This is a genomic window from Stenotrophomonas sp. 109824_Sma (assembly GCF_056480025.1).
In genome coordinates this window covers 2,686,022-2,708,744 of the sequence record NZ_CM151078.1, presented here as the reverse complement: position 1 = coordinate 2,708,744, position 22,723 = coordinate 2,686,022, and the positions used below count along the sequence as shown (strand labels likewise).

24 protein-coding genes and 1 pseudogene are annotated in these 22,723 nt (G+C 67.7%); 19 read left to right on the top strand and 6 right to left on the bottom strand.

What is annotated here, in order from left to right; translation table 11 throughout:
- The first annotated feature begins 4 nt into the window (after positions 1–4).
- From ACZK1G_RS12885 to ACZK1G_RS12870, 4 genes are read left to right on the top strand one after another with little or no spacing between them, the layout of a single operon-like run.
- Entirely contained in the window at positions 5–781 is a 777-nt protein-coding gene (locus tag ACZK1G_RS12885; RefSeq protein ID WP_049444749.1) for a helix-turn-helix domain-containing protein, read from the top strand.
- Between the two features lie 19 nt (positions 782–800).
- The gene (gene modA, locus ACZK1G_RS12880; protein WP_049444681.1) at positions 801–1,544 is read left to right on the top strand and encodes a molybdate ABC transporter substrate-binding protein; all 744 of its coding nucleotides are present in this window, start codon (positions 801–803) and stop codon (positions 1,542–1,544) included.
- A gap of 3 nt (positions 1,545–1,547) precedes the next feature.
- On the top strand, positions 1,548–2,231 hold the full coding sequence (modB, locus tag ACZK1G_RS12875; RefSeq protein WP_049444683.1) for a molybdate ABC transporter permease subunit: 684 nt from the start codon (positions 1,548–1,550) through the stop codon (positions 2,229–2,231).
- Positions 2,221–2,889 carry a sulfate/molybdate ABC transporter ATP-binding protein gene (locus tag ACZK1G_RS12870; protein WP_101765588.1) on the top strand — a complete coding sequence of 223 codons (669 nt, stop codon included), beginning with the start codon at positions 2,221–2,223 and terminating at the stop codon, positions 2,887–2,889. The genes modB and ACZK1G_RS12870 overlap by 11 nt, the downstream gene beginning before the upstream one ends.
- A 250-nt stretch (positions 2,890–3,139) precedes the next feature.
- On the opposite strand, the gene ACZK1G_RS12865 is transcribed toward ACZK1G_RS12870, so the two are convergent.
- From ACZK1G_RS12865 to ACZK1G_RS12840, 6 genes are all read right to left on the bottom strand, one after another.
- The gene (locus tag ACZK1G_RS12865; RefSeq protein WP_101765587.1) at positions 3,140–4,669 is read right to left on the bottom strand and encodes a flavodoxin domain-containing protein; all 1,530 of its coding nucleotides are present in this window, start codon (positions 4,667–4,669) and stop codon (positions 3,140–3,142) included.
- Positions 4,666–5,094, bottom strand: coding sequence for a PAS domain-containing protein (locus ACZK1G_RS12860; protein ID WP_005409905.1), 429 nt, complete (start codon positions 5,092–5,094; stop codon positions 4,666–4,668). Before ACZK1G_RS12860 ends, ACZK1G_RS12865 begins: the two co-directional genes overlap by 4 nt.
- A gap of 136 nt (positions 5,095–5,230) precedes the next feature.
- On the bottom strand, positions 5,231–5,704 hold the full coding sequence (locus ACZK1G_RS12855) for a hypothetical protein (protein ID WP_101765586.1): 474 nt from the start codon (positions 5,702–5,704) through the stop codon (positions 5,231–5,233).
- Between the two features lie 380 nt (positions 5,705–6,084).
- Complete coding sequence (locus tag ACZK1G_RS12850) at positions 6,085–6,666, bottom strand: hypothetical protein (RefSeq protein ID WP_147416385.1); 582 nt, start codon at positions 6,664–6,666, stop codon at positions 6,085–6,087.
- A 220-nt stretch (positions 6,667–6,886) separates the two neighbouring features.
- Positions 6,887–7,201, bottom strand: a complete 315-nt coding sequence (locus ACZK1G_RS12845; RefSeq protein ID WP_101765585.1) for an AzlD family protein — start codon at positions 7,199–7,201, stop codon at positions 6,887–6,889.
- Positions 7,198–7,929 (bottom strand): AzlC family ABC transporter permease, encoded by a 732-nt coding sequence (locus ACZK1G_RS12840; RefSeq protein ID WP_065177662.1) that lies wholly within the window; start codon positions 7,927–7,929, stop codon positions 7,198–7,200. Before ACZK1G_RS12840 ends, ACZK1G_RS12845 begins: the two co-directional genes overlap by 4 nt.
- A 127-nt stretch (positions 7,930–8,056) precedes the next feature.
- Between ACZK1G_RS12840 and ACZK1G_RS12835 the strand changes: the two genes are divergently transcribed.
- From ACZK1G_RS12835 to ACZK1G_RS12765, 15 genes and pseudogenes are all read left to right on the top strand, one after another.
- Positions 8,057–8,521: an Lrp/AsnC family transcriptional regulator gene (locus tag ACZK1G_RS12835; protein ID WP_005413654.1), complete on the top strand. Its 465-nt coding sequence runs from the start codon at positions 8,057–8,059 to the stop codon at positions 8,519–8,521.
- 540 nt (positions 8,522–9,061) lie between these two features.
- Positions 9,062–9,742: a TonB C-terminal domain-containing protein gene (locus ACZK1G_RS12830; protein ID WP_478447559.1), complete on the top strand. Its 681-nt coding sequence runs from the start codon at positions 9,062–9,064 to the stop codon at positions 9,740–9,742.
- A gap of 16 nt (positions 9,743–9,758) precedes the next feature.
- Positions 9,759–10,289 carry an RNA polymerase sigma factor gene (locus ACZK1G_RS12825; protein ID WP_032961748.1) on the top strand — a complete coding sequence of 177 codons (531 nt, stop codon included), beginning with the start codon at positions 9,759–9,761 and terminating at the stop codon, positions 10,287–10,289.
- Between the two features lie 69 nt (positions 10,290–10,358).
- Positions 10,359–11,339, top strand: coding sequence for a FecR family protein (locus ACZK1G_RS12820; RefSeq protein ID WP_101765584.1), 981 nt, complete (start codon positions 10,359–10,361; stop codon positions 11,337–11,339).
- 58 nt (positions 11,340–11,397) lie between these two features.
- Positions 11,398–11,949: a hypothetical protein gene (locus ACZK1G_RS12815; protein ID WP_101765583.1), complete on the top strand. Its 552-nt coding sequence runs from the start codon at positions 11,398–11,400 to the stop codon at positions 11,947–11,949.
- Positions 11,950–12,093: 144 nt separating this feature from the next.
- Positions 12,094–12,651 carry a hypothetical protein gene (locus ACZK1G_RS12810; protein WP_233490772.1) on the top strand — a complete coding sequence of 186 codons (558 nt, stop codon included), beginning with the start codon at positions 12,094–12,096 and terminating at the stop codon, positions 12,649–12,651.
- Between the two features lie 57 nt (positions 12,652–12,708).
- Positions 12,709–13,146, top strand: a complete 438-nt coding sequence (gene gspG, locus ACZK1G_RS12805; protein WP_014647371.1) for a type II secretion system major pseudopilin GspG — start codon at positions 12,709–12,711, stop codon at positions 13,144–13,146.
- A 9-nt stretch (positions 13,147–13,155) separates the two neighbouring features.
- Positions 13,156–14,061, top strand: a complete 906-nt coding sequence (gene gspK / locus ACZK1G_RS12800; RefSeq protein WP_101766414.1) for a type II secretion system minor pseudopilin GspK — start codon at positions 13,156–13,158, stop codon at positions 14,059–14,061.
- A complete protein-coding gene (gene gspL, locus ACZK1G_RS12795) occupies positions 14,058–15,221 on the top strand; it encodes a type II secretion system protein GspL (protein WP_101765581.1) in 1,164 nt (387 codons plus the stop codon). Before gspK ends, gspL begins: the two co-directional genes overlap by 4 nt.
- Complete coding sequence (gene gspM, locus ACZK1G_RS12790; RefSeq protein ID WP_101765580.1) at positions 15,218–15,745, top strand: type II secretion system protein GspM; 528 nt, start codon at positions 15,218–15,220, stop codon at positions 15,743–15,745. The genes gspL and gspM overlap by 4 nt, the downstream gene beginning before the upstream one ends.
- Positions 15,742–18,123: a type II secretion system secretin GspD gene (gene gspD, locus ACZK1G_RS12785; RefSeq protein ID WP_101765579.1), complete on the top strand. Its 2,382-nt coding sequence runs from the start codon at positions 15,742–15,744 to the stop codon at positions 18,121–18,123. The genes gspM and gspD overlap by 4 nt, the downstream gene beginning before the upstream one ends.
- Positions 18,120–19,553 (top strand): type II secretion system ATPase GspE, encoded by a 1,434-nt coding sequence (gene gspE, locus ACZK1G_RS12780; protein WP_071227951.1) that lies wholly within the window; start codon positions 18,120–18,122, stop codon positions 19,551–19,553. Before gspD ends, gspE begins: the two co-directional genes overlap by 4 nt.
- Before the next feature lie 7 nt (positions 19,554–19,560).
- Positions 19,561–20,760: a type II secretion system inner membrane protein GspF gene (gene gspF, locus ACZK1G_RS12775; RefSeq protein ID WP_049444712.1), complete on the top strand. Its 1,200-nt coding sequence runs from the start codon at positions 19,561–19,563 to the stop codon at positions 20,758–20,760.
- A gap of 355 nt (positions 20,761–21,115) precedes the next feature.
- Positions 21,116–21,250: pseudogene (locus ACZK1G_RS12770) on the top strand (type II secretion system inner membrane protein GspF); the annotation flags it as partial.
- Between the two features lie 268 nt (positions 21,251–21,518).
- Complete coding sequence (locus tag ACZK1G_RS12765) at positions 21,519–22,703, top strand: PstS family phosphate ABC transporter substrate-binding protein (protein WP_101765577.1); 1,185 nt, start codon at positions 21,519–21,521, stop codon at positions 22,701–22,703.
- Positions 22,704–22,723 lie beyond the last annotated feature (20 nt).

The window sequence follows — 22,723 nt, the reverse complement described above, 5'->3', positions numbered from 1 at the left end:
CTCGATGTCTTCGAATCCGCCTTCCCAGGGCCGTCTCGGCCGGGCCACGCCGAACCCCGCTGCCGCCGATGATGGCGACGCGCTGCACTTCTGCAGTACCTGTGCGTTTTCCGATGCCTGCATGTCGCAGGGCTATGACAAGACCGCGCTGGGCGACCTGCATGTGCTGGTCGACCACGTCGGTCCGTTCCATGCGGGTGACTACATCTTCCGCGCCGGCGAATCGTTCGATTCGATAGCCGCGGTACGCGCCGGCATGGTCAAGACCTTCGTTGATGACAGCCAGGGCAACGAGCAGGTGCTGGGCTTCAGCCTGCCGGGCGAAGTGATCGGCCTGAATGCGATCCACGGTTCGCGCTTCCCCTGCAATGCGGTGGCGCTGGACACCGTGCACCTGTGCCGCATCTCGTTCCCCAAGTTGAGCCTGCTGGCCACGCGCATGCCGGGGCTGCAGGCCAAGCTGTTCAGCCTGCTCAGTGCGGAGATCGGCAAGGTCGCCACGCTGGCTGCCAACCACCGTACCGAAGAGCGCATGGCGGCGTTCCTGCTGGACATGTCCGAGCGTTACGCGCGGCGCGGCTTTTCCGCCACGCGCTTCAACCTGACGATGGCGCGTACCGAGATCGCCAATTACCTGCGGATGGCGCCGGAAACCGCCAGCCGCGTGCTGCGCCGCCTGAGCGATGATGGGATCATCACGGTGAAGCAGCGCGAGATCCTGCTGCTGCAGCCCGAGCGCCTGGCGGCGCTGGCGGTGGCCGACGAATCCGATCCGAACTGAACCTGGCCGGGAGCCGACGATGATGCGAGCTGGACTGTTGTTGCTGGGACTGCTGGCCACGGTGCCAGCCTGGGCGGCCGAGCTGACGGTGTCGGCGGCATCGAGCCTGACCGAGAGCTTCCGCGAGCTGGGCACCGCCTATGAGAAGGCGCACCCGGGGACCAAGGTCGATTTCAACTTCGCCGCGTCCGGCGTGCTGCTGCAGCAGATCAGCCGCGGCGCGCCGGTGGATGTGTTCGCGTCGGCCGATGAAACCACGATGGACCAGGCCCAGCAGCAGGACCTGCTGGTGGCCGGTACCCGCGAGGTGTTCGCGGTGAACGCGCTGTGGGTGGTGGTGCCGCCGCAGGCCAAGGCCGCGCCGCGTACCTTGAAGGACCTGGCCGGTGCCGGCGTACAGCGCATCGCACTGGGCAATCCGGACAGCGTGCCGGTCGGCCGCTACGCCAAGGGCGCGCTGGAGGCGGCGGGCCTGTGGCCGTCGGTGCAAGGCAAGACCATCACCACGCAGAACGTGCGCCAGTCGCTGGATTACGTGGCGCGCGGTGAGGTGGATGCCGGCTTCGTCTACGCCACCGATGCGCAGGCGATGCCCGACCGGGTACGCCGTGCCTTCGCGGTGCCGGTGGCGGGGCGCATCGCCTATCCGCTGGCGGTGACCAAGGCCAGCGCGCAGCCGGCGGAGGCCAAGCGGTTTGCCGCCTTCGTACGTTCGGCGCAGGGCCAGGCGATCCTGGCCAGGCACGGGTTCGGCAAGCCCTGAGGCATGGATCTCGACTGGAGCGCACTGGGGTTGTCGCTGAAGGTGGCCGGTTGGGCCACCGCGATCAATCTGGTGCTGGGCGTGGCACTGGGCGCGCTGCTGGCGCGGCGGCGATTTCCCGGCCGTGAGCTGCTGGATTCGCTGCTGACCCTGCCGATGGTGCTGCCACCGACGGTGCTGGGGTATTACCTGCTGGTGCTGATCGGCCGCAACGGACCGATCGGTGCGTGGCTGCAGTCGTGGTTCGGCGTCAACCTGGTGTTCACCTGGCAGGCGGCGGTGATCGCTGCGGCGGTGGCTTCGCTGCCGCTGGTGTTCAAGCCGGCGCGCGCGGCGTTCGAGGAAGTGGACGGGCAGCTGGAGCAGGCTGCACGCACGCTCGGGGTATCCGAAGCAGCGGTGTTCTTCCGCATCACGCTGCCCCTTGCCTGGCGTGGCATCCTCGCCGGGCTGCTGCTGGCGTTTGCACGTGCGATGGGCGAGTTCGGCGCGACGCTGATGGTGGCAGGCAGCATTCCCGGCCGCACGCAGACGCTGTCGATCGCCATCTACGAGGCGGTGCAGGCCGGCCAGGACGGCAAGGCCAATGCGCTGGTGATCCTGACCTCGGTGGTGTGCATCGTGATCCTGCTGCTGGCCGCGCGGCTGGTGGGCGGGCATCGCCGGGAGCTGCGCGATGTGGCTTGATCTGCAGGTGCAGCGTCGGCTGCAGGCGGCCGGCCAGGATTTCGTGCTGGACGTGTCGCTGCAGTGCACGCAGCGGCAGGTGGTGCTGTTCGGACCCTCCGGTGCGGGCAAGAGCCTGACCCTGAAGGCAGTGGCCGGGCTGCTGCGGCCGGGCCAGGGCCATGTGCGCCTGCAGGGTCAGACCCTGTTCGATGCGGCCACCGGTGTGGATCTGCCGCCGCAACGCCGCCGGCTGGGCTACGTGTTCCAGGATTACGCTTTGTTCCCGCACCTGAGCGTGCGCCAGAACGTGGCGTTCGGTCTGCAGAAGGGGTGGTTGAATCCGCGGGTCGGCCAGCGCTTCGATGTGGTGGAGCAGTGGTTGCATGCATTCCGCATCGACGCGGTGGGTGATCTGTTGCCTTCCCAGGTGTCCGGTGGCCAGCGTCAGCGCACTGCATTGGCGCGCGCCCTGGTGACGCAGCCGCAGGCGCTGCTGCTGGATGAGCCGTTCTCCGCGCTGGACCATGACCTCCGCCAGCACCTGCGCCAGGAGCTGGAGACCGTGCTGGACAAGACTGGTATCCCGTTGCTGTTGATCAGCCACGATCCGCAGGATGTGGCCATGTTCGGCCAGCAGGTGGCGCGCATGGTGGACGGTCGCATCGTCGGCGGTTGATCCGTGATGGACGCACGGGCGATGGTTGGTTACATCTGATGGTAGTGCCGGCCGCCGGCCGGCAACCGTGGAATCCGGAGCAGCCGGCCAGGGGCCGGCCCTACCGGTTCAGAGGTTCCACGACGCTCAGGCGATGAATGGTTGCATCTGATGGTAGTGCCGGCCGCTGGCCGGCAACCGTGGAATCCAGAGCAGCCGGCCAGCGGCCGGCTCTACCGATCCAGGGTTCGTACGGTCCAGTGGTGATGGATCAATACAACTCGCAGTGCGTGCGGCCTTCGCCACGCAGCGCGTCCCAATGGCCCTCGCCGAGGATGGCATCGATGGCCCCGCGCACCGCGCCTTCCAGATGGCTCTTGTTGCCGCACAGGTACAGATGCCCGCCGCGGGCCAGTACGTCGCGCACTTCATCGCCGCGCTGCTGCAGCACATGCTGCACATAGACCTTTTTGGAGCCATCGCGCGAGAACGCGGTATGCAGGCCGGCCAGCACGCCACGCGCGTGCCAGTCCTGCAGCTGCTCGCGATACAGGTAGTCGTGCTGGCTGTGCTTCTCGCCGAACACCAGGTGCACTTCGCGTTCGCAGGCACTGGCCTGCAGCTCCTGCATCAGGCCCATCAACGGTGCGATGCCGGTGCCGGTGCCGACCAGCAGCAGCGGTGCCTCGCCGGTATCGGGCAGATGGAAGCCAGGGTTGGAGCGGCAGTACACACGGGCATGGTCAGCGCCATGCAGCAGGCTGCCGGTGGCAGTGCCGAAGCGCTCGCGCCCGCGGAAGGTGTAGCGCACTTCGCGCACGCACAGGCTCAGCTGGTCGTTGCAGGGGTGCGAGGCAATCGAATAGGCGCGCGGCAGGCGCGGTGACAGCAGTTCGCGCAGGCGGGCCAGCGGCACGCTGTCCGGCGTGGCGTGGTCCTGTAGCACGTCCAGCAGGTCCAGCCCGTGCAGGTAGGCCTCGAGCTCGCGCTTCTGGCTGACCTTCAGCAGGCCCTTCAGCACCTCGCTGCCACCGAGCCTGGCCAGTTCGCGCAGCACGCCCTTGCTCAGCAGGCGCAGCTCGCGGTCGTGCAGGGCGGCCACGGTGGCGGTGTCGCCGTACCAGGTAGCCAATGCCTGCAGCAGGGCGGAATCGTTCTCGGGTACCACGTGCAAGGTGTCACCCGCGCGGTAGGCCATGCCACTGCCGGCAATATCCAGTTGCAGGTGCCAGGCGGCGGGGTCGCTGCTGTTCAGGCGGCGACGTTCGAGAATGGGGGCGGCAAAGGCATTGTCTTCGCCATAGGCGGTGACCTGCAGGTGCAGGTCCTGGCCAGCGTTGAGGTCGCCATCCAGCACCTGGCCCAGCACCGGCTGCCATTGCTGGAAGAACTGCTCGTAGCCCAGGTCGGCGTCCACCCGATGCAGCAACGGCTGCGCCTGGCGCTCGCTCAGCGCCGCGTCCAGCGCCTTGGTGAAGCCACAGAAGCTGGGGTAGCCGGTGTCACCGAGGCCGAATACTGCATAGCGCAGGCCGCTCAGCGTTGAGGTCTGGCGCAGCGTTTCGAAGAACTGCTCGCCGTTGGCCGGCGGTTCGCCATCGCCGAACGAGCTGGAGATCGCCAGCAGCACGTCGCCGTGGCCGAGGCTGGCCACGTCGATGTCGTTGAACGGGAGCACCTGCGGCGCGTGCGGCTGCAGGTCCGCGCCCAGGCGCTGGGCCAGGGCGCGGGCATTGCCCGACTCGGACGCGAAACCCACCAGCAGGCGGCTGAAGGGCGTACTGGTCGGGAGGGCGTTCACGCGGCCTCGTAGAAATCGTCGAACTTTTCCTTGCTGAATTCGACCAGGTCGTAGTTCTGCATCAGATCGTTCACCACGCGGCGGATGCTGATGTACGAGGTGATGTTGCCGTCGGCGTCGAACAGCGGCTGCACGGTGGTGTCGACCACGTAGAGCACGCCGCCCTTGCCGAGGTTGGGCACGATGCCGGTCCAGGTCTTGCCGGCCTTGATGGTGTCCCACATGTCCTTGTAGACCGCCTTGGGCACGTCCGGGTGGCGCACGATGCTGTGCGGCTGGCCGATCAGCTCCTCGCGGGCGAAGCCGGTGAGCGTGCAGAACAGGTCGTTGGCGTAGGTGATGTTGCCCTGCAGGTCGGTGGTGGAGATCACCATGACGTTCTGCATGGCGTTCAGCAGCTGGGCGTTGTCGGGGGTGTAGCTCATCGCAGGGTCCTTGTGGATGCCGGTAACGCCGGCGTGTTCGGGTCCTGCATAGAAATACGCCCGCACGGCGGCGGGCGGTTTGACATTGATCAAGTAGGTGGCGCGATGACCTGCGACCGGGTGTCGCAGGGAGCGTTCACTGCTGCAGGGGAAATCCGATCGTCTCGTGGCAATGCTGCACGAGGTGGCGACCTCCTTCATTGATGTGCAAGGTGTCTGCGTCACCGAAGAACCGTAGCAGTGCTGCCCCGGTCGTACTGCCGGCATGCGCAGAGCGCCTGGCGGCGGATGGCAGGAACGGATCAGCTCGCGGATCGTGTCCGTCCGGGAGGTTCGCGCGCGCAAGGGTGCCCTCGATCAGTAACTGCGCACATGCACCTGCCAGATAGGCGTCTGGTTCCCGCTGCCCGCTACGCCGCGGCTGCCCTGACAATGCGGTGGCGATATGCTGGAATTCATGCGCGGTGGTGGCGATCACCCGCCTGCGCAGCGAATCAGCGTCCGGGCTGGAGGGAAACCAGAAGCTGACCACCTGGCCCGGCCGCTCTGGTCCTGGCAGTTGTCGCCAGATACCGCCGCCGTCACTCACGATCGTGAGCTGATAGCGCACAGGCGTCCGTTCCTGCCCATTGGCCTGGAGCGGCAGTCCAGCGGATCGTGCAGCCGCCTCGCAGAGCCGTGACGCCTGCATGGCCGAAAGCGCTCCATCCGCCCAGAAAACCCGGGTTGCAATGGATGATCGCCCGCACTCGATGGATCGGTTGGGATACTCCGAGCTTTCCGGGCCGGGTAGCACTGACACTGTGCTGATCTTCAGATGCGAGGAAGGGCCTCGCAGCAGGGTGGCATACCCTCCATCGGTGCTGACCAGGTTCCGGGCAGGCAGCTGGAGGGATTGGCACGCACTTGTGGCCACAAGGATTGCCGCCAGCCCAGCGTAGTGCCCGACGATGGAGCCCGGTTGGGTACGCCTGGACTGGCGGCGCTGCATCAGGGGGTCAGCCCGCATTGATACGGCGATGGATACTTCGTACAGACTTGAAATTCCGACACTGAAGCCGCCCGGGTGGCTCCGCCGTATCGAGAGGCCGCCGCGATGGTGTTTGGTCCAGGGGCTGCACCTACATCGAATGCTGCGAGGTCGTATCTCAACTCGGTCGCTGGACCGGACGCAGATGCGGCCCAGGCGTTCGCACCATCCGGATCGACAAGCCGGAGGACGGTTCCTGTTCGATGCCATTGGAACTGCTTGGCGGCGATGGTGGCTCCTTGCCGGCCATCAAACAACAGCAGGGTTACAGATCCATTGGCTGGGAAGGCTATGGATGAACCCGAGACGTCGATCTCGAACTGCGCGGCATCTGGTACTTCTGATGTCGACGCCAGCAGAACTCGCTCGAACCAAGGTAGGCCATCGCGTTCGCCTCCGCCGATCTTGCCTCCAATCCTGCCTTCTATCCGGCACTTCTTGGTTTCTTCGCACGATGCGCTCAACTGCCACTCCATCGGCCCGCAGCCAGCAGAGACGAGGGTGATACCGATTGCTACCACGACAACTCGCAGATTGCTCATTGGTAATCTCCACGTTGGACGTCGATTGACCGATCAGCTCAACCTGCTGATTCGGCGGTCGATCCGTACCGGCTCAGGCTCGATCAGGCAATCGGAATTGTTTCAAGGACCTCCGGTAGCTGGCTCCGGGCCTCATTCGACGCGCCAGACACATGCGCAGGTCGCGCCAATGGCGACACTTGCGCCTCCAGTCACACCGCGTGGGGAACTCGCGGGCGCATCAGCCCATCAGATAGCGCAGCACACCCGCCGAGACCACGCCGATCAGCACCGTCGGCAGCATCGACAGCCGCGTGGCGGCCAGCAGGGTGATCGCCAGCGCGGCGAGGTCGGCGGGCTTGTCGGCGACGAAGTCGGGCGCGATCACCGAGATCAGCACGCAGCCCGGCGCGGCTTCCATCACCGTTACCGCGCGCTTGCTCAGCCTGCGGTTGCGCAGGGCGAGGAAGCCGACGATGCGGGTCAGGTAGGTGGCGGCGGCCATCAGCACGATGGTCAGCACCGAGGTCCAGTGGATCAGGCCGTTGAAGATCATGCTGCGTCCTCCGCCAGCAGCCAGGCCGCGGCCAGGCCCGCCAGTGCGCCGCTGGCCACGTACCACGCACCCGGGATCAGCAGGTAAGTGGCCGCGGCCACCACCAGGCTGACCAGCCACGGCCGCGCCGCCTTCATGCCTTGCCACATGCCGCGTAGCAGCACCAGGAACACGGCTGGGAAGGCCATGTCGAAGCCATAGGCGTGGATGTCGCCCAGCATCGGGCCGACGATCGCGCCCAATGCGGTGCAGGCCACCCAGACCGTGTACAGGCCTGCCGACACGCCCAGGTAATAGGCCAGGCTGAAGCCGAGCGCACGGCGGCGCGCATCGGCCACGCCCATCGCCCAGCTCTCGTCGCACATGAAGAACAGCGCCGGCAGCACGCGGCGGCGCGGCAGGTGCTGCAGCAGCGGGGCCAGGCTGGCGCCCATCAGCAGGTGGCGGCTGTTGACCAGCGCGGTGATCGCCACGATCAGCGCGATGTGCGGCGGCGAGGTCCACAGTTCGACGGCGGCGAACTCCGAGCCGCCGGCGAAGTTGAGGCCGGTCATCAGCGGCACTTCCAGGGCGCTGAGGCCCTTCTGGGCCGCCTGCGCGCCGAGCACCAGGGCGAAGGGGATGAAGCCGATCATCACCGGCACGGCGGCGCGCAGGCCACGCAGGAATTCGGCACGCGGGGCGGTATCGCAGGTGTCGGGCAGGGGGAGGGTGGTACGGGCGTCCATCGAACGGCACAACAAGGTGGGGGTGGCCCATGCTAGCGGCCTGATCGCGAAATCGGGTTGCGTTGATGCCATTCGATTCGGGAATATTGAGATTCCATGCGGCCAATGTCGCCAACGGTGAAATCCCATGCAGTATCAGCTCGACAACCTTGATCGCCGCATCCTCGACGCCCTGCAGCGTGACGGACGGCTGCAGAACCTGGAGCTGGCCCGGCTGGTGGGCCTCTCGCCCTCGGCCTGCCTGCGACGGGTGCGGCTGCTGGAGGAAGGCGGCTACATCGACCGCTACGTCGCCCTGCTGAATGAGGCCAAGGTGGGCCGTGGCTTCACGGTGTTCGTGCGGGTGTGGCTGCGCGGGCAGGACGAGGACACCACCAACCACTTCATCAACAGCATCAAGTCTTTCCCGGAAGTGCTTGAATGCCATCTGATGGCCGGCGACTGCGATTTCCTGCTGCGGGTGGCGGTGGCGGACCTTGATGCCTACCGGCAGTTCCAGATGCAGCACCTGAACCGGATTGCCGGGGTGCAGAACACCAAGACCGAGATCCCGATGCAGCGGATCAAGCAGACCACCCAGCTGCCGCTTTGAGGATGGGGGTTTCCGGCCGGGTTGCACCCGGCACCCGCGGTAGTGCCGGCCGCTGGCCGGCAACCTCAGGAGCAACAGCCGAAGCAACAGCGTGCATTCCGTGGGATGGCGGGGTGGGTCCGGTAGCAGGGGACGCCGTAAACCCGTCCATGGGGGCTTGGCCGCGGCATCCATGCCGCGGACACCCCTGCAACCGGACCCACCCCGCCTTCGACAGATTTCCGCGATCTGTCGGAACGGCATGAACTGCTCTTGGTGGGTGTCGACCTTGGTCGACACGTTCTGGCCGGCACGGGGTCGGATCCCGTTGCTGCGCAACGGGCTCTGACCCCCGTGCGTAGATAGCGTGGTCTGTTCGATTCATTGATGCCCGATGCGTGACTGGCTTCATGGAGCCAGTCACGCCGCCGGCCGTAGGCGGCGGTCATCGCAATGACATGTGTCCCCGGTACGGTTTGAGCCCGCTTGCTGGTCGCGCGCGGGCCGGGGTTCCGGTCGTGCCGCGCGTCCACTGCAGCTGCTGTCGCTGCCGAGGGTCATGTGTTCTACGTCAGGGGGCTGAATGGACACCATGCGGTCAGAACTTGGAAGGTGGCCATCGCCGCATGGCTGCTGCTGTCCTTTGCCGCTGTGGCGCAGGACGGTGTTCATGCCTACGACATCCCCGCGCAGCCGCTGGAACAGGCGGTCGAGCGTTTCAGTGTCATCAGCGGGTGGTCGGTGATGTACCCGGGCGACCTTGCCGCAGGCCGCAACAGCCATGCGCTGCGCGCCAGCCTGGCGCCGCTGCCTGCGCTGCAGATGCTGCTGCAGGACACCGGTATCGAGGCCGAGGTGATCGGCGAGCAGCGCGTGGTGCTGCGCCGGGGCGGGCAGTCGGCGGCCGAGGCGGATGTTGGCACCGGCCTTCCCGAGGCCGAGCGTCGGCGCCGCTATGGCGGCCTGCAGCAGCGCCTGCGCGCGGCGTTCTGTGACGACCCCGAGATCGTGCCCGGCCACTATGCCGCAACGCTGCGCTTCCGCGTCGACGGCGAAGGCCAGGTGCAGCAGCCCGAACTGCTGTCCGGCAGTGGCAGTGCCCGCCGCGATGCACGCCTGCTGCAGGCGCTGCAGGGCCTGGTGCTGGCGCCGGATGCCGCTGCGCTGCCGCAGCCGGTGACCCTGCAGATCCGTCCTTCCGGCACCGACCACGACTGTGGCCGGCGCGCGCCCCTTCCATGACTTCAAGGATTCGAACATGAGCAACGGTACGGCTGGGGCAGTTGACCTGATGGACCACCTTCTGGGTGCCTACGACGAGCTGAAACGCCGGCTGGTGCGCAAGCTGGGCTCGGAAGAGCTGGCCGGCGACGCGTTGCAGGACACCTGGATGCGCCTGAGTGCGCGCCGTGACCGCCTGGATGCGGTGCAGAACCCCGCGGCCTACCTGCTGCGCATGGCGATGAATACCGTGATCGACCGCCAGCGTGCCGACCACCGTCTGCTGAGCCTGGAAGAGGTGGAGACGCTGATGGACATGGCCGACCCGGCACCGGGCCCGGCGCAGGCGGCCGAACTCGACTTCGCGCTGGAAGACATGGTCGGTCTGCTGCAGCGCATGCCCGAGCGTCGTCGCCGCATCCTGCTGGCGATCCGCGTCGACGGCCTGCAGCAGCGCGACGTCGCCGATCACCTCGGCGTGTCGTTGCGGCTTGTACAGCGTGAGTTGAAGGCGGCCCAGGACTATCTGGCCGAGCGCAGCGGGCAGGGGCGCCAGGTGCGGTTCTGAGCGGCGGCATCCGTCTACACTTTGACGCCGAGCAGAACCCCGCAGCGTGCGGGTCCGGCATGAGCCCCCATGGATCCTGACGATCGCCCGCAACGCCCGCTGGATGCCGTCGAGCGTCAGGCCCACGCGTGGGTGGTGCGGCTGACCTCGGGCGAGGCCACTGCGGCCGACGGGCGCAGGTTCCGCGCGTGGTGCGAGGCCGATCCGCGTCATCGCGAAGCATTCGGCCGGGCGCGCCAGCAATGGGAACAGGTGCGACTGGCCGGTGAGCAGCTGCCTGCCGCAGCACGGCAACCGGTCGCGCCGACACCGGCCCAGCGCTGGAGCCGGCGTGCCTTCCTGGGCGCCGCGATTGCCGCACCGGCCAGCCTGGTGGTGGTGGCGGCGATCCGCCCGCCGCTGGGATTGTGGCCCTCGGTGACGGCGATGACGGCCGATTTCCACACCAGTACCGGTCAGCGCCTGCAGATCGCACCTTCGCCACAGCTGAAGATCGAGCTGGATACGCAGAGCAGCCTGCGCCGCCGTGCGGATGCGCAGGGCGAAGGCTTCGAACTGGTGCAGGGCCAGGCCGCGATCGAAACCCAGGCCGGGCTGCGCCTGGCCCTGTTCGCAGGGCCGGGTTGCGTGATTGCCGATGAAGGTGCGGTGCGCCTGGACGTGCGTAACACCCACGGCCAGGTGCGGGTGACCTGCCTGCAGGGCAGCGCCCGCATCGAGCATCCGCAGGGCCGCCTGCAGCTGCAGGCGGGCCAGCAGACCCAGTACGACGAGCGCCTCAGTGGCGTGGTGGCCGAAGCCGTGGCCTCGGAAGTGAGTGCCTGGACCGAAGGCATGCTGGTATTCCGCCGCGCTCCATTGCGCGAGGTGGTGGATGAAATCAACCGCTACCGCCGCGGCAAGGTGCTGCTCGGCGAATCGGCGTTGGCGCGCGCCCCGGTCAGCGGCCGCTTCCGCATCGATGACCCAGACGCGGCGCTGGAGCAGCTGCGACTGACGATGTCGCTGGATCTGCGTCGCTTTCCGGGTGGCATTGCCGTCCTTGGTTAGGTGAAGACGCTGGCCGTGCGCGCCGCGCAGGGCTGTTGCAAGCAAGGAGACGCCAAGGATGCGCAACGAGAGCATCGGTGTGCTGGATCTGCGCCGCAATCTGTCGGCGTTGCTGGAAACCACGCAGCGACGGCCTTTGATGGTGCACCGCTACGGCTCGCCATGGGTGTGTGTGGTGTCCGACGCGCAGTGGCAGCAACAGGCTGTGCTGCTGGACTTCGATCCGCAGTCGCACCCGCTGGCGATGCTGTTGCGCCTGCAGCAGCAGGTGTTGCCGCTGGCTGAAACCGGTGCGTTGCCGCCTGCGGTCCTTGCACGCGCACTGCTGCTGATGGACATGCATGGCATCGAGGATCTCGCGCAGCTGCACGAGCAGGTGCTGCACCATCGGCTGTGGCACTGGTTCGTGGCGGGCACCCGCGGGGTGATGGACGGCTGGCAGCTGCCGGCGGTGCGCATTGCGATGGCGTCATGGTGCGATGACGTGGACATGACGGATGCACTGGTCGCGTTCGCCGCGCGCAGCGACGTGGCGGTACTGGCCCGCCGCTGCGGCGGTGACGCACCGCGACTGCAGCGCGAAGCCTTCAGGCGCATGACGCTGCGATGACGTTGTCGATGAAGCACCACGCAGCGCACAGAGTTGCATTCGCGCTGTCGCTTCACCTGCCTTGCTGACGTCTTCTCCAGAGTACGACGCACCACGCGTCGCGGAGCACGGGCGACGCAGATGGCAGACAGTCGCAGGATCAGCATGCTGGAGCTGGATCGCCACCTGAGCCAGTCACTGGAGCAGGCGCGGCACACGCCCTTGAACGTGCAACGTTACGGGCACTCGTGGGTCTGGGTGCTGTCCAGTGATGCCTGGGCCGATGCGGCGCGCTGGGCGGCACTGGACAGCAGCGCGCATCCGTTGGCGGCGCTGCGGCGCGCCCTCGATCTGCAGCTGCGGCCCTGGCCCGAAGCGGCCATGAACGCGCTGCCGCTTGATGCAGGCGATGTGCGGCTGCTGCAACGTGCGGCCCTGCTGGTGGTCGTGCGTGATCTCAACAGTGCGCAGCGTGTGTACGACGATCTGCGCTATCACCAGGCCTACCGGACGTTCATCGGCCTCGACCATGGCACCGCGTGGTCGCCGATGCAGTGCGTGCGTCTGCTGCAGGCGTGCGCGCATCCGCTTGTGCGCGGCTGCATCGACGAAACGCTGGCCAGTGTGCCATCACATCTGTTCGAGGCGGCACGCGTCCCGGCTGCCCCTGCGCCCGCGCAGGCACAGGCGCAGCGAATTGGCGGCGGATGTTTATCGTACTGACACATGCACCGCTGACCATGGCGCAGCGGTCTCTTCCAGGATGACGAGGGCGGAACAATGGCAAGGCAGGTGGGTGGTCGCAGGGCTCGGCAGCAGGGCTTCAGCCTGATCGAGATCATGGTGGTTGTGGTGATCATCGGCATTCTCGCGGCCTTGATCGTGCCGCGGTTGATGGACCGTCCCGACCAGGCGCGCGTGGTGGCGGCCCGCCAGGACATCGCGGCGCTGATGCAGGCGCTGAAGTTGTTCAAGCTGGACAATGGTCGCTATCCCAGCGCAGAGCAGGGCCTGCAGGCGCTGGTGAAGCCGCCGCAGGGCAGCGGTGCGATGCCGGTGACGCCGTATCTGGATCGCCTGCCGAATGACCCATGGGGCCATCCGTACCAGTACCAGGTTCCCGGAACCCATGGCGACATCGATGTGTTCTCGCTGGGTGCGGACAGCAAGCCCGGTGGCGACGCCGGGAACGCGGATATCGGCTCCTGGCAGCTGTGAGGCGTGCTGATGACAGCCCGGACGCGTTCGGTCCCGTGCGCCCGCCAGCGTGGCATGGCGGTGATTGTCGCCCTGCTGGTGGTGGCACTGGTGGCGGTGATTGCCACTGCACTGCTGACGCGGCAGTCGGCGCAGCTGCGCGCGCTGCATAGTGACCAGCTGCGCGCGCAGGTGCGCATGGCGGTCGATGCCACCCTGGAGCGCGCGGCGCAGCAGCTGCGTGACGATGTAAAGGAGCAGCTGACCACGGTGCGCAGCGGACGCTGGACGCGTCCGCTGACGCTGCAGGCGCCGTTGCCGGTGCAGCTGCAGCTGGTGGATGCGCAGTCGATGTTCAACCTGCGCAACCTGCTGGCGCATGGCCGGCCGGACCCCGAGGCGCGACGCGCGTTCATCGCGTTGTGTGCTGCACAAGGGCTGGGCCAGGGCGCCTGCGCATCCGCGGCGGACCACATCCAGGCGCGCCTGCGCGACGGTGACATCCTGGCGCAGGCCCCACTGCCGCGCGAATCACTGATCGCGCAGGCACTGGCCGGTGCCGATCCGGTGGCACTGCAGGCGCTGGCGCGGCGCACCGTGGTGCTGCCGGCGCAGACCCTGGTCAACGCCAACACCAGCGACCTGAGCGTTCTGCAGGCGGTGACGCCTGCGGTCGAGCCGGCACGGCTGCAGGCGCTGCTCGGTGAGCGCGACGGCGGCCATTGGCTGCTCAACCGCGGCGACATCGCCAATCGACTTCAATTGAGCAACGAACAGATGGCCGTGCTTCCCTTGGGCATCCATAGCGAGTGGTTCCTTGCGGTCGGCCGGGTGCAGGCCGATGGCAGTGCGGTCGAGTTCCGTGCGTTGCTCTGGCGCGAATACCGCGACGATGGAGCGCGCGTGCAGCGCGTGTGGACGAGGATCGGCGCATGAACGTGCAGCTTCGGGTGCGCCTGCCGGCGCTGGAGTGCCTGCGTGCCGACAGCACGGTGGACTGGGTGCAGCTGCACAAGGGCGAGGTAGTGGCACACGGCCGCGACACGCTGACGGCACTGGGTCTGCGTCATCCGAAGGCGACGGTGCGCGCCTGCCTCGATCCGCACGACCTGATCCTGCTGGAACTTCAGCTGCCGCCGTTGTCCGGGCGGCGCCTGCAGTCGGCGCTGCAGGGCGAGGTGGAGGCGATGCTGCTGGATGACCTGCAGGAGGTGGCGCTGGCCCACGGTGCGCAGGCGGCTGACGGCACGGTTCCGGTGGCCTGGCTCGGCCAGCAGGCGGTCCTGCAGGCGCAGCAGCTGCTGGCCTCGTGCGCACTGCAGCTGCAGGCGTTGTATCCGACGCCGCTGCTGCTGCCGTGGCAGGACGGACAGGCCACGCTGCAGGTCAGCGGCGAGCACCTGCTGGTGCGCAGCGGGCGCGATCGTGGGTTCGTCCAATGGTATGGCGGACGCGACGCATGTGCCGTGATGCAGGCCCTGGCGGTGCGCCTGCAGCAGGCCGGCGTGCAGGCCGTGCAATGGATCGACAGCGTGCCGCCGGCGTGGCCGGACAGCCTGCCGGCCACCGCCGTTACGCATGAACGGCAGGCGGGTGGCCCTCTGCCGGGGTGGTCATTGCCGCTGCCCGGTGCGGGTCGGAAAGCGCCACGCCTGGCGATCGGCCTCGCGTTGGCGGCAGTGCTGCTGGCCGCACTCGGCCTGCAGCTGCAGGTCTCGCGCTGGCGGATCGAGGGCGAGGCGCTGCAACAGGACATGGCGCGGCAGTTCAACGCACGCTTCCCGGAGATCACCGATGTGGTGGATCCGGTGCTGCAGGCACGGCGTGCTCTGGCGGTGCCACCGCCGGCGCCGCCGTTGCCGCCGTTGCAACGGCAGGTCGCCAGCACGCTGCAGGCCGTTCCGGAGCTGGCGGGGCAGGTGCGCAGCCTGCATTACCAGCCCGGCCAGCTGGACATGGAGCTGGATGCCGATGCCCAGGCGTTGGCCGATGATCCACAACGCCTGGAGCACTGGCAGCAGGCGGTGCAGGTGCAGGGCCTGCAGCTGGCGCGCGACGCCGGTGGGCGCCTGCGGGTGAGCGGAGCGGGACAGTGACCGCCCGTACCCTGCGGCTGGGCGAGGGAGTGGCGGGCCTGCAGCAGCGCTGGCAGCGCCTGCCACCGCGCGACCGGCTGATGCTGTGGGTGATGGTGGTGGCGCTGCTGGCAGCGGGCCTGTGGTCGTTGTGGCTGGAGCCCCTGCTGAAGCAGCGCACGCACTGGCAGGCCGAACTGCCACGGCTGCAGGCGCAGTCCCGCGCACTGGCGCCGCTGCTTCGCGCCCGTGAGCGCCAGCAGCAGGCGCAGGGCCAGCACCCGACGCTGGCCAGCCTGCGGGACGGAATCAGATCCGCCGGCCTTGCCGACGGCCTGCATATCGAATCGCGCGACGGGCGCTGGCACCTGCAGGTGCAGGCGGTGCCCGCCGACGCGCTATGGAACTGGCTGCTGCCGCTGCTGGCCGACCCGGCCATCGAGCTGCAGCAGCTGCAACTGACACGCACAGGGGATGCGAACATGCCGGCGGCACGGATTTCCGGAAACATCGTGATGGTGGCCACTGCGGGTGCCCATCCATGAGAGCGATGCGCAGCCTTGCCTGCAGTACTGCATTGGCCCTGATCGTGGGCATGGCCCACGTGCCTGCGCCGGTGGCGGCGCAGGACGCCCGCGATGAGCCGGTGCAGCTGAACCTGGTGGATACCGATATCGGTGGCGTGCTGCGCATGGCAGCACGGTTCACCGGCCGCCAGTTCCTGGTCGACCCACGGGTGACCGGCAAGATGACGGTGGTCTCCGATGGCCCGGTCAGCCGTACCCAGGCCTATCAGCTGCTGCTGGGCGCGCTGCGCATGCGCGGCTTCGCCGTGGTCGAGAACGGCGGCGTCAGCCGGGTGGTGCCGCAGGCCGACGCCAAGCTGCTCGGTGGCCGCGTGGGCAGCGGTGGTGCAGGGGGCGAGATCGCCACGCGCACCTTCGCGCTGCGCTACGAGAACGCGGCCGCGCTGGTGGCGGTGCTGCGGCCGATGATCAGCCCGGACAATCCGATCACTGCCAACCCGGGCAACAACACCCTGGTGATCACCGACTATGCCGACAACCTGGAGCGCATCGCACACGTGATCGCCAGCGTCGACACGCCGGCCGGCATGGACACCGATGTGGTGAAGCTGCAGCAGGGCATTGCCGTTGACGTGGCGGCGATGGTCGCGCCGCTGCTGGATGCGCAGGGCGCCGAACCGAGCCAGAAAGTGGTGGTGATGGCCGACCCGCGCAGCAACAGCGTGCTGCTGCGTTCCAGCAGTCCCGGCCGCACCCGTCTGGCGCGGCAGCTGGTGGAGAAGCTGGACCGCGCGCAGGACGAGTCCGGCAACCTGCATGTGGTCTACCTGCGCAATGCCCAGGCCAATCAGCTCGCCGGTGTGCTGCGCGGCGTGGTGGCCGGGCAGAGCGATGCACCGGCAATGGGCAGCAACGAAGGCATCACGCCACTGCCCGGCGATGCAAACCGTTCCACACCCGCCCAACCGTCGCAGCCACAGCAGGCCAAGACCGGTGGCAATGCGCTGGAATCGCAGCGGCTGGACCCGAACCGCCGCGACCCGATCGACGCCGGCAGCACCGGCTTCAGCCAGAACGGTATTTCGGTGCAGGCGGACGTGGCCACCAACACGCTGCTGATCTCGGCGCCGGAACCGGTGTACCGCAACCTGCGGCGGGTGATCGACCAGCTGGACCAGCGCCGTGCACAGGTGCTGGTGGAAAGCCTGATCGTGGAGGTCAACCAGACCGACGCGGCCGAACTGGGCGTGCAGTGGATGCTGGGCAATGGCCGCACCTTCGGCGGCACCCACTTCGGCGGCACCACCGGCGGCAGCGGGCTGAACACCACCGCACGCACCACACTGGACGTGCTGCCCAAGGACGGCCTGAAGATCGGCGTCATCGACGGCACCATCAACCTGCCCGGTGTCGGCCAGATCCTCAACATGAAGGCGCTGGCCAACGCGCTGCAGAGCAAGGGCGGCGCCAACATCCTGTCCACGCCGAACCTGATGACGCTGGACAACGAAGCGGCCAGCATCATGGTCGGTCAGACCGTGCCGTTCGTCAGCGGCCGCTACGTGACCGACGGTGGTGGTGGCAGCAACAACCCGTTCCAGACCATCGTGCGCGAGGACGTGGGCCTGAAGCTGCGGGTACGCCCGCAGATTTCCGAGGGCGGCACGGTGAAGCTGGACATCTACCAGGAAGTCAGCAGCATCGACGCGCAGAGCGCGAACAGCACGGCCGGCATCATCACCAACAAGCGGGCCCTGGATACCAGCGTGCTGCTGGACGACGGCCAGATCATGGTGCTGGGCGGCCTGCTGGAAGACAGCGTCAGCCATGGCCGTGATGCGGTGCCGGGGCTGGGAAAGGTCCCGGTGCTGGGTGCCTTGTTCCGCAGCGACACGCGCAAGCGCGCCAAGACCAACCTGATGGTGTTCCTGCGCCCGCACGTGGTGCGTGACCCGGCCGCCGGCCAGCGCCTGACCCGCGACCGCTACGACTACATGCGCAACGCGCAGGCCGGCGCGCAACCGGTGCAGAGCTGGGCATTGCCGGCGCTGTCGGCACCGCAGCTGCCGCCGCAGGACCTGTCTGTACTCGGCCAGGGCAATGCGCGCGATGGCCAGGGCCAGCCGCTGCAGAACAGCAGCCTGGCGGCGCTGTACCCGTCCGGTGACGGCGATGCGCAGCTGGTGCAGTTCGCACAGGGGCTGGACCCGGCCCGTGCCAGCCAGGGCGTGGCACAGGTGCGGGCACTGGGTCTGCAGGCCTATGCCGAAGCGACGCCCGGCGAGAGCGGGCAACGCCTGCGGGTGCGATTGCCACGCGATCCGGCGACGCTGGACCCGGCGCTGCAGCAGTTGCGCGGACTCGGCTACACGCCGGAACTGGTGATCGGGCCGTGAGCGCCGCCGCGCCACTGCCGTACGCCTGGGTGCGCAGCCATGGCGTGATGCTGTCCGAAGTTGGCGGCGAGCCGGTGCTGCTGGGCACCGCCGACACCGCGGCGTGGGCCGTGGCCGAACTGCGCCGACGGCATGGCCCGCTGCCGTTCCAGGCGCTGGATGCCGCGACGTGGCAGCAGCGGCTGGGTGAGCAGTATCGTGACGGCGGCGATGCCGCTGCCGTGGTCGGTGCCGCCGAAAGCGAAGTCGATCTGGACCGGCTGATGCAGGACATGCCGGAAGTCACCGACCTGCTGGATGCGCAGGACGATGCGCCGGTGATCCGCATGATCAACGCGCTGCTGGCACAGGCCGCGCGTGATGGCGCCAGCGACCTGCACATCGAACCCTTCGAGACCCACTCGGTGGTGCGTTACCGGGTGGACGGCACCCTGCGCGACATGGTGCAGCCGCGGCGCGCACTGCACGCGGCACTGGTGTCGCGCATCAAGATCATGGCCCACCTGGACATCGCCGAGAAGCGGCTGCCGCAGGACGGGCGCATCGCGATCCGCGTGGGTGGGCGTCCCTTGGACATCCGTGTCTCCACGGTGCCGACCGGGCATGGCGAGCGTGCTGTGCTGCGCCTGCTGGAAAAGGATGCCGGCCGGCTGCAGCTGCAGCGCCTGGGCATGGCCGATGACACCCTGGCCACGTTCACCGGATTGATCCGGCAGCCGCATGGCATCGTGCTGGTCACCGGGCCGACCGGCAGTGGCAAGACAACGTCGCTGTATGCGGCGCTGGGCCAGCTCGACAGCAGCACCAGCAACATTCTCACCGTGGAGGACCCGGTGGAGTATGACTTCGCCGGCATCGGCCAGATCCAGGTCAACGCGCGTATCGGCATGAGCTTCGGCACGGCGCTGCGCGCGATCCTGCGCCAGGACCCGGACACCATCATGATCGGTGAGATCCGCGACCTGGAGACCGCACAGATTGCGGTGCAGTCGTCGCTGACCGGCCATGGCGTGCTGGCGTCCCTGCACACCAACGACGCGATCTCGGCGGTGACCCGCCTGGCCGATATGGGCGTGGAGCCGTTCCTGCTGGCCTCGTCGCTTCGCGGCGTGCTGGCGCAGCGGCTGGTGCGGCGGCTGTGCACGCAATGCCGGCGTGCCGAGGTGGATGGCGACGGCCGTACCGTGTGGCGCGCGGTGGGCTGCGCGGCCTGTGCCAACAGCGGCTACCGGGGGCGTACCGGCATCCACGAGCTGTTCGTGGTGGACGATCGCGTGCGCGCGCTGATCCATGAAGGGCAGGGTGAACCTGCGCTGCGCGAGGCGGCGCGGCGTGCCGGCATGCGGACCTTGCGGCAGGATGGCCAGCGCTGGGTCGACAGCGGGGTGACCACGCTGGAAGAGATCCTGCGCGTCACCGGCGACGATTGAGGCCTGCATGGCACTGTTCGACTACCAGGCCGCCAACGCGCAGGGCCGCATCGAGAAGGGCCAGCTGGACGCCGACAGCCCGCGCGGCGCGCGCCAGGTGCTGCGCGGTCGTGGGCTGACGCCCGTGCAGGTCAGCGCGGCGCGCAGTGCGGGCAGTGGCTGGGGCACGCGCCGGCTGTCCGCCAGCGAGCTGGCCTGGGCCACGCGCCAGCTGGCCAGCCTGCTGGCCGCGAGCCTGCCGTTGGAAGGTGCATTGAGTGCGGTGATTGAACAGGCCGAGCGCCCGCATGTGGCCCAGGCACTCACCGCCGTACGCGCCGACGTGCGTGCCGGCCAGCGCCTGACCGTGGCATTGGCTGCACGGCCACGTGATTTTCCGCCGATCTACCGGGCGCTGGTGGGCGCCGGTGAGGACTCCGGCGACCTGGCGCGGGTGATGGAGCGCCTTGCCGACTACATCGAAGAGCGCAATGCGCTGCAGGCCAAGGTGCTGACCGCCTTCATCTACCCGGCGGCGATCAGCCTGGTGTCAGTGGCGATCGTGATCTTCCTGCTCAGCTACGTGGTGCCGCAGGTGGTGACCGCGTTCGTGCAGGCGCGGCAGACGCTACCGATGCTGACCCAGGTGATGCTGGCCGCCAGCGCGTTCGTGCGCAGCTGGGGCGTGTGGGTGGGGTTGGCCATCGCTGCGATGGTGGTGGCATGGCGATTGGCGTTGCGCCAGCCCGAACTGCGCCTGCGCTGGGATGCGATGCTGCTGCGGCTGCCGATGGTCGGACGCTTCGTGCTGGGCGTGAACAGTGCGCGCTTCGCCTCGACACTGGCGATCCTGCTGGATGCGGGTGTGCCGCTGCTGCGTGCATTGGAAGCAGCGCGACAGACCCTGGGAAACACGCTGCTGGCGCGCTGTGCCGATGATGTGGCTGCACGCGTACGCGAAGGCGCGGCACTGGGTGCTGCGTTGAAGGTGCAGAAAGTGTATCCGCCGATCCTGGTGCACCTGGTGGCCAGCGGCGAGAAGACCGGTTCGCTGGCGCCACTGCTGGACCGCGCCGCACAGACGATCTCGCGCGAGATCGAGCGCCGCGCGATGGCACTGACTGCACTGCTGGAACCGACCATGATCCTGGTGATGGGCGGCGTGGTGTTGACGATCGTGCTGGCGGTGCTGATGCCGATCATGGAAATGAACCAGCTGGTGCAGTAGATCCACGCCATGCGTGGATGGATCGCGCGACGCGCGCCACATGCGGTGCATCCACGCATGGCGTGGATCTACCGACATCTGGATTCCGCCACACAATCCTCCATGCCTTCGAGATCGAGCGTCGCGCGATGGCGCTCACTGCGCTGCTGGGACCGACCATGATCCTGGTGATGGGTGGCATGGTGCTGATGATCGTGCTGGCCGTGCTGATGCCGATCATGGAAATGAACCAGCTGGTGCAGTAGATCCACGCCATGCGTGGATGGATCGCGCGACAAGCGTCATATGCGGTGCATCCACGCAGGGCGTGGATCTACTGACATCTGGATTCCGCCACACAATCCTCCATGCCTTCGAGATCGAGCGTCGCGCGATGGCACTGACCGCACTGCTGGAACCGACCATGATCCTGGTGATGGGTGGCGTGGTGCTGACGATCGTGCTGGCCGTGCTGATGCCGATCATGGAAATGAACCAGCTGGTGCAGTAGATCCACGCCATGCGTGGATGGATCGCGCGACGCGCGTCACATGCGGTGCATCCACGCAGGGCGTGGATCCGATGACATCGATTCTCCACACAATCCTCCACACCTTTTTTCGATCTTCCACAGGTTTCTTAAGCGGCCTGTCATCGGCGCGGACCAGCATGGACACGTCGCCGCAGAGTGGGCTGGGAGGCCCTCGGCGGCAGCAGGCGTGTAGTGACCGTTCCTCCCTTGGTGTTTCCCTTCGCAGTAAACCCTTCAGGAGAAGATCATGAACAAGTACAAGACCCTGGCCGCGCTGGTTGCCACCGCGCTGCTCGCCACCGCCGGTGCTGCTTCGGCGCAGCAGTCCCTCGTCAATGGCGGCGGCGCCTCGCTGCCGGCTGATCTGTACAAGGGCCAGGCCGACAGCATCCTGCCGTCGAACTTCAGCTACGCCGTGACCGGTTCGGGCACCGGCAAGAAGGCGTTCCTGGAAAACAAGATCGCGCTGTTCATCCCGACCGGCACCGGCAACGTCCACTTTGCTGGCAGCGACTCGGTGCTGAGCCAGACCGAAATCGACACCTACAACGCCACCTACAACTCCGCGACCTCGACCACCAAGTTCGGTCCGCTGCTGCAGATGCCGTCCGTCGCCACCTCGGTCACCATTCCGTTCAACAAGGCCGGCTCGGCCGTTGACCTGACCGTGACCCAGGCCTGCGGCATCTTCTCGGGCAAGATCACTGACTGGGCCGACACCGGCACCGGCCGCACCGGCCCGATCCAGGTCATCTATCGTGGCGAGAGCAGCGGCACCAGCGAGCTGCTGACCCGCTTCCTGACCAGCGCCTGCCAGCCGGGCGACGTTGCCGGCACCAACCTGAAGCTGACCAACGGTGCGCCGGCCTTCTCGGTGCAGTCGACCTTCGCCAACCTGTTCACCACCGTGCCGTCGAACTTCGTCGCCGCGCCGGCCACCGGTGGCACCGCGCTGTACAACGCGGTGTACGCTGCTGACGGCCGCATCGGCTATGTCGGCCCGGACGTGATCCCGAACCTGCAGGACGCGACCAAGGTTGCCAAGCTGAAGGGCTACTCGCCGGATGAAGTGAGCGTTGCTGCCACCCTGAACACCATCGCTCCGCCGTCCACGGCTGCCGACATCGCCAACCCGGCCAAGTGGGTGCCGGTGTTCACCAACCCGTCGGCGGGCTATCCGATCGCTGGCTACACCAATCTGGTGTTCGGCCAGTGCTACCGCGTCGCCCTGGCTCGCAATGCGATCCGCGACTTCCTGCAGAACCACTACAACGTGGGCGCTACCGGCAACAACGATGCTGCGGTGCGTGCGCACGGCTTCATCCCGCTGACCCAGGACTGGCGTGAAGCGGTTGCCGCCAACCTGGTTTCCTCCTCGGCCACCACCGGCCTGAGCAACGCCAACACCTGCACCACCGGCGTCGGCCGTTGATCCAGGGGTACTGTTGAAAA

What these genes read in the sequence shown, in the direction of transcription:
- ACZK1G_RS12885 (WP_049444749.1), top strand. Translation starts at nt 5, where the DNA reads ATGTCTTCGAATCCGCCTTCCCAGGGCCGTCTCGGCCGGGCCACGCCG.
- modA (WP_049444681.1), top strand. Translation starts at nt 801, where the DNA reads ATGATGCGAGCTGGACTGTTGTTGCTGGGACTGCTGGCCACGGTGCCA.
- modB (WP_049444683.1), top strand. Translation starts at nt 1,548, where the DNA reads ATGGATCTCGACTGGAGCGCACTGGGGTTGTCGCTGAAGGTGGCCGGT.
- ACZK1G_RS12870 (WP_101765588.1), top strand. Translation starts at nt 2,221, where the DNA reads ATGTGGCTTGATCTGCAGGTGCAGCGTCGGCTGCAGGCGGCCGGCCAG.
- ACZK1G_RS12860 (WP_005409905.1), bottom strand. Translation starts at nt 5,094, where the DNA reads ATGAGCTACACCCCCGACAACGCCCAGCTGCTGAACGCCATGCAGAAC.
- ACZK1G_RS12850 (WP_147416385.1), bottom strand. Translation starts at nt 6,666, where the DNA reads ATGAGCAATCTGCGAGTTGTCGTGGTAGCAATCGGTATCACCCTCGTC.
- ACZK1G_RS12845 (WP_101765585.1), bottom strand. Translation starts at nt 7,201, where the DNA reads ATGATCTTCAACGGCCTGATCCACTGGACCTCGGTGCTGACCATCGTG.
- ACZK1G_RS12840 (WP_065177662.1), bottom strand. Translation starts at nt 7,929, where the DNA reads ATGGACGCCCGTACCACCCTCCCCCTGCCCGACACCTGCGATACCGCC.
- ACZK1G_RS12835 (WP_005413654.1), top strand. Translation starts at nt 8,057, where the DNA reads ATGCAGTATCAGCTCGACAACCTTGATCGCCGCATCCTCGACGCCCTG.
- ACZK1G_RS12825 (WP_032961748.1), top strand. Translation starts at nt 9,759, where the DNA reads ATGAGCAACGGTACGGCTGGGGCAGTTGACCTGATGGACCACCTTCTG.
- ACZK1G_RS12820 (WP_101765584.1), top strand. Translation starts at nt 10,359, where the DNA reads ATGGATCCTGACGATCGCCCGCAACGCCCGCTGGATGCCGTCGAGCGT.
- ACZK1G_RS12815 (WP_101765583.1), top strand. Translation starts at nt 11,398, where the DNA reads ATGCGCAACGAGAGCATCGGTGTGCTGGATCTGCGCCGCAATCTGTCG.
- ACZK1G_RS12810 (WP_233490772.1), top strand. Translation starts at nt 12,094, where the DNA reads ATGCTGGAGCTGGATCGCCACCTGAGCCAGTCACTGGAGCAGGCGCGG.
- gspG (WP_014647371.1), top strand. Translation starts at nt 12,709, where the DNA reads ATGGCAAGGCAGGTGGGTGGTCGCAGGGCTCGGCAGCAGGGCTTCAGC.
- gspK (WP_101766414.1), top strand. Translation starts at nt 13,156, where the DNA reads ATGACAGCCCGGACGCGTTCGGTCCCGTGCGCCCGCCAGCGTGGCATG.
- gspL (WP_101765581.1), top strand. Translation starts at nt 14,058, where the DNA reads ATGAACGTGCAGCTTCGGGTGCGCCTGCCGGCGCTGGAGTGCCTGCGT.
- gspD (WP_101765579.1), top strand. Translation starts at nt 15,742, where the DNA reads ATGAGAGCGATGCGCAGCCTTGCCTGCAGTACTGCATTGGCCCTGATC.
- gspF (WP_049444712.1), top strand. Translation starts at nt 19,561, where the DNA reads ATGGCACTGTTCGACTACCAGGCCGCCAACGCGCAGGGCCGCATCGAG.
- ACZK1G_RS12765 (WP_101765577.1), top strand. Translation starts at nt 21,519, where the DNA reads ATGAACAAGTACAAGACCCTGGCCGCGCTGGTTGCCACCGCGCTGCTC.